The 3377-nt window shown below is 62.6% G+C and carries 4 protein-coding genes; all 4 read right to left on the reverse strand.

Annotated features, from left to right (window positions below; all coding sequences use genetic code 11):
* Nucleotides 1-236 precede the first annotated feature (236 nt).
* Nucleotides 237-791: a peptidoglycan-associated lipoprotein Pal gene (gene pal, locus AB6M95_RS19510; RefSeq protein ID WP_371388412.1), complete on the reverse strand. Its 555-nt coding sequence runs from the start codon at nucleotides 789-791 to the stop codon at nucleotides 237-239.
* Between the two features lie 119 nt (nucleotides 792-910).
* On the reverse strand, nucleotides 911-2218 hold the full coding sequence (locus AB6M95_RS19515) for a beta-propeller domain-containing protein (protein WP_371388413.1): 1308 nt from the start codon (nucleotides 2216-2218) through the stop codon (nucleotides 911-913).
* A gap of 5 nt (nucleotides 2219-2223) precedes the next feature.
* Nucleotides 2224-3132 (reverse strand): cell envelope integrity protein TolA, encoded by a 909-nt coding sequence (gene tolA / locus AB6M95_RS19520; protein WP_371388414.1) that lies wholly within the window; start codon nucleotides 3130-3132, stop codon nucleotides 2224-2226.
* 21 nt (nucleotides 3133-3153) lie between these two features.
* A partial coding sequence (locus AB6M95_RS19525; RefSeq protein ID WP_371388415.1) for an ExbD/TolR family protein occupies nucleotides 3154-3377 on the reverse strand: 224 nt, incomplete at its 5' end.

Consider the following 3377-nt stretch of genomic DNA (forward strand, 5'->3'; position numbering starts at 1 on the left):
CCTGCTCGGCGTCCTGCCCGCCACCGGTTCCGGGGGCCTGATCAGGCCCCCGGAACCGGTGGACGAACAATAAAGGTGTTACCCATGTACCCGGGCAGAAGTGTTACCCATGTTTCCGGTTGCACAGAAAGCCCTTTTCAAAGGGTTTCCTTTCCCCCTTCCCCCGGCCGCCGGAGGCACAAAAAAAACGCCGCCCAACAGGGCGGCGTTTTTACTTTAACCATACTCTCGCCGGTCTATTTGACCACGAATTCGTCGCGCCGGTTCTTGGCCCAGGCGGTTTCGTTGTGGCCGGGGTCGACGGGGTATTCCTCGCCGTAGCTGACGATCTTCATACGTTCCGGTTCCACGCCGAGGATGACCAGATGCTCATACGCAGCGCGGGCGCGGCGCTCGCCCAGGGCGAGGTTGTATTCCTCGGTGCCGCGTTCGTCGCAGTGGCCTTCGATGACCACGTTGACGCCCTTGTACTTGCGCAGGATGTTGGCCTTCTGGGCCAGAACGGAACGGGCCTCATCGCTGAGCTCGTAGGAATTGAAGGCGAAATGGATGGTCACGCTGGTCAGTTCCTGGACGGCCTCGGACTTGGCGCGGGCCTGCGCCTCGGCGGCCAGGGTGGCTTCATCGACAGCGGGTTCCTGCTGCGCAGGCGGAGTCCACTGGGTGTCGTCCTTTACCTCGACCTGACCTTGGGTCGGCTCCGTGGTTGTGGATTTCTTTGCACAGCCGGCAAAGAGAAGAAGGGACAAGGCCAAAAGGGCCACCATACCGACATACCATTTAATTTTCATGCTCACTCCTTGATAGAGCCGTCGCTCGGCATTTTTCAGTAACCCGAGAGCGCTCGGTTTTCGCACCTTTTACGCTTTACCTTTTCCAAGACAAAAATCAACCCTGATCATATGACAATTTACCACTGCAAGGAAGTGTCCCAGGCAGGCGCGAAAGCGGCCCCCTTGCCGGTGGATATCTTGTGCGGCGTATCTCCGTGTCTGGTGGTCAGATACAGTTGGTATTGGCCGGTCCGGCTGGAGGCGAAGGCCACGAAGTAGCCGTCCGGGCCGAAGGCCGGGTATTCGTCGTTGCCGGGGCCGAAGGTCAGCTGCTTCTCCCGCCCGGACTCGAGGTCGTGCAGGTAGATGCGGTGCCCGTCCGAGGTCTGGTGGGTATAGGCCACGTACCGGCCGTCGGGGCTGAGGCACGGGTGGGTGTTGTACTTGCCCGTGGTGGTCACGCGCCGGACCTGGCCGGTCTTCATGTCCAGCAGGTAGATGTGCGGGTTGCCCGCCCTGCCCGAGGTGAAGGCCATCTTGGACCCGGTGCGGTCGAAGCTCGGCGAGACGTCGATGTACGGGCTTCCGGCCAGCCGCTTGCCGACCTTGAAGGCCTTGGACAGCTCGTAGATGTTGGTCGTCCCGTTCAGGTTGAGCGAGGCGTAGAGCACGTCGCCGGGGCCGTAGACCGGGCTGATGACCGTGTCGCCCAGCCCCTTGGCGATGCGGCGGATCTTCTGCGTCTTGCTTTCGTAGATACACAGTTCGTGGCGTTCGTCGCCGATGTGGGTGAAGGCCAGCTGGTCGCCGTTGGCGGACCAGGCCGGGCTGAGGTTGTACCCGCCCAGATCGGTGATCTGCTTGAGGTCTCTGCCCTGAGGCAGGACGGTGAAAATCTCCTTGGTCTTGCCCGTCTGCTTGACGAAGGCGATCGGCGAATCGAAGAACCCCTTCTTGCCGGTCAGGGCCTCCAGGAAGGCGGAACAGAACCGGTCGGCCACCATGGGCAGCTTGTCGGCCACATCGCGGTACGCCTTGCCCACGACCCTCCGGCCGCTGAAGGTCTCGTACACGCGGGCCTCGAGGTACTGGCCGTTCCACCCCGTGGTCAGGCAGAGGTCGACGCGGGCGAGCTGGAAGGGCTTGAAATCGATGTCCTGGGCGGTCACGCCGTGGCTCGGGTCGCCGCCGAGCAGTTGGCTCGCCGGGACCAGCTTGAGGAACGGGATGTAGCCGAGGTCGTTGGCCACCAGGTCAGCAAAGGCCTTGGCGGCGGCCTCGGGCACGGGCTGCCCGTCGAGCCCCTTGGGCGGGAGCAGGGTTATGTTGACCATGCGCTGGCCGGGGCCGTGGATGTCCACGGTCAGGGGGCCTTGGGCCGACGCGAGCGCGGCCGTGAGGCAGACGAGAACAAAAGAAGCGAAAAGTGTCGTTATCCGTTGCATACCATCTACTCTGAGAGTTCCTGGCTGTTGAAATTGATGCGAATGAGCCGGTCACGTTCGGTTCGCGGCTTTTCGACATACTCGGTTTCCTTGATGGCTCGAAGGGCGGAACTGTCGAATTCAGGATTGTTCGAGGGTTCCAGGATCTTCGAGGATAGAATCTTGCCGTCCGGGGCAAGGGTGATCTCTATGGAGACCGTCAGGTTGGCCTCGCCGGCAAAGGCGGGATAGCGCCAGTGCTTCTTGATGGCCGACCCGACGATGAGGGCGTAGACCTCGGACAGGCCGGAGCCGGAACCACCCACCGTGCCGCCTTCCCTGCCGCCTTCCTGGCCGCCGGGCTGGCCGCCGTGGGCATAGACGTCGCTGCCCTCCTGCTTCTTCAGGGCGGCCAGTTCACTGGCCAGGGCGTTCTGCTGGGCCGCGTCCTCGCGCTTGGCCTGGGCCTTGGCCGCGGCCATGCCATCGGCCAGCAACTGCTGGGCCGTCTTCTGGGGCTTGGGCTTCGGTTTCGGCTTGGGCTCGGGTTTGGGCTCAGGCTTTGGTTCGGGCTTAGGCTTGGGCTCTTCCTTTTTCTTGACCACGGTCTTCTTTTCGACCTTCTTGGGGCTGATATCCTTGACCTCGGGCTCGGGTTCGGGCTTGGCCTCGACCACGGGCACGGGCTTGGCCTCTGCCTGTTCGGGCTGGGCCTCCACCACGGGCACGGCCGGGGTCTGGGCCGGAACCTCGGCCTGGGCCTGCACCTTGACAGGCGGTCCGGGCGGAGGCGGCGCAAGGGAGATCAGGTCCACATTGTATACGGGCCGGTCCAGGTTCACGCTCGGGGCCGAATAGTTCACGCCAAAGAGCGCGAAGGCGAATATGCCCGCGTGGAACAAGAGGGAAAGGAGAAAGCCGAGGCCCTGCCGCATGTCTATATCAACTCTAGATAATTACTTGTTTTTATCTTGTTTGGGCTCTTCGGCCACGATGCCGAGCTTGTCGATGCCCGCGGCCTTGATCTCGCCCATGACCTGGACCACGGTGCCGTACGGGACCTCCTTGTCCGCGCGCAGGAAGAGCTGCTTCTTCTGCCCGGCCACCAGCCGTTTCAGGTGGTCCTCCAATTCGTCCATGGACACCTGGTACTCGTCCAGGAATATCCTGCCGTCCTTGC

This window comes from Pseudodesulfovibrio karagichevae (assembly GCF_041414475.1).
Classification (GTDB): Bacteria; Desulfobacterota; Desulfovibrionia; order Desulfovibrionales; family Desulfovibrionaceae; genus Pseudodesulfovibrio; species Pseudodesulfovibrio karagichevae.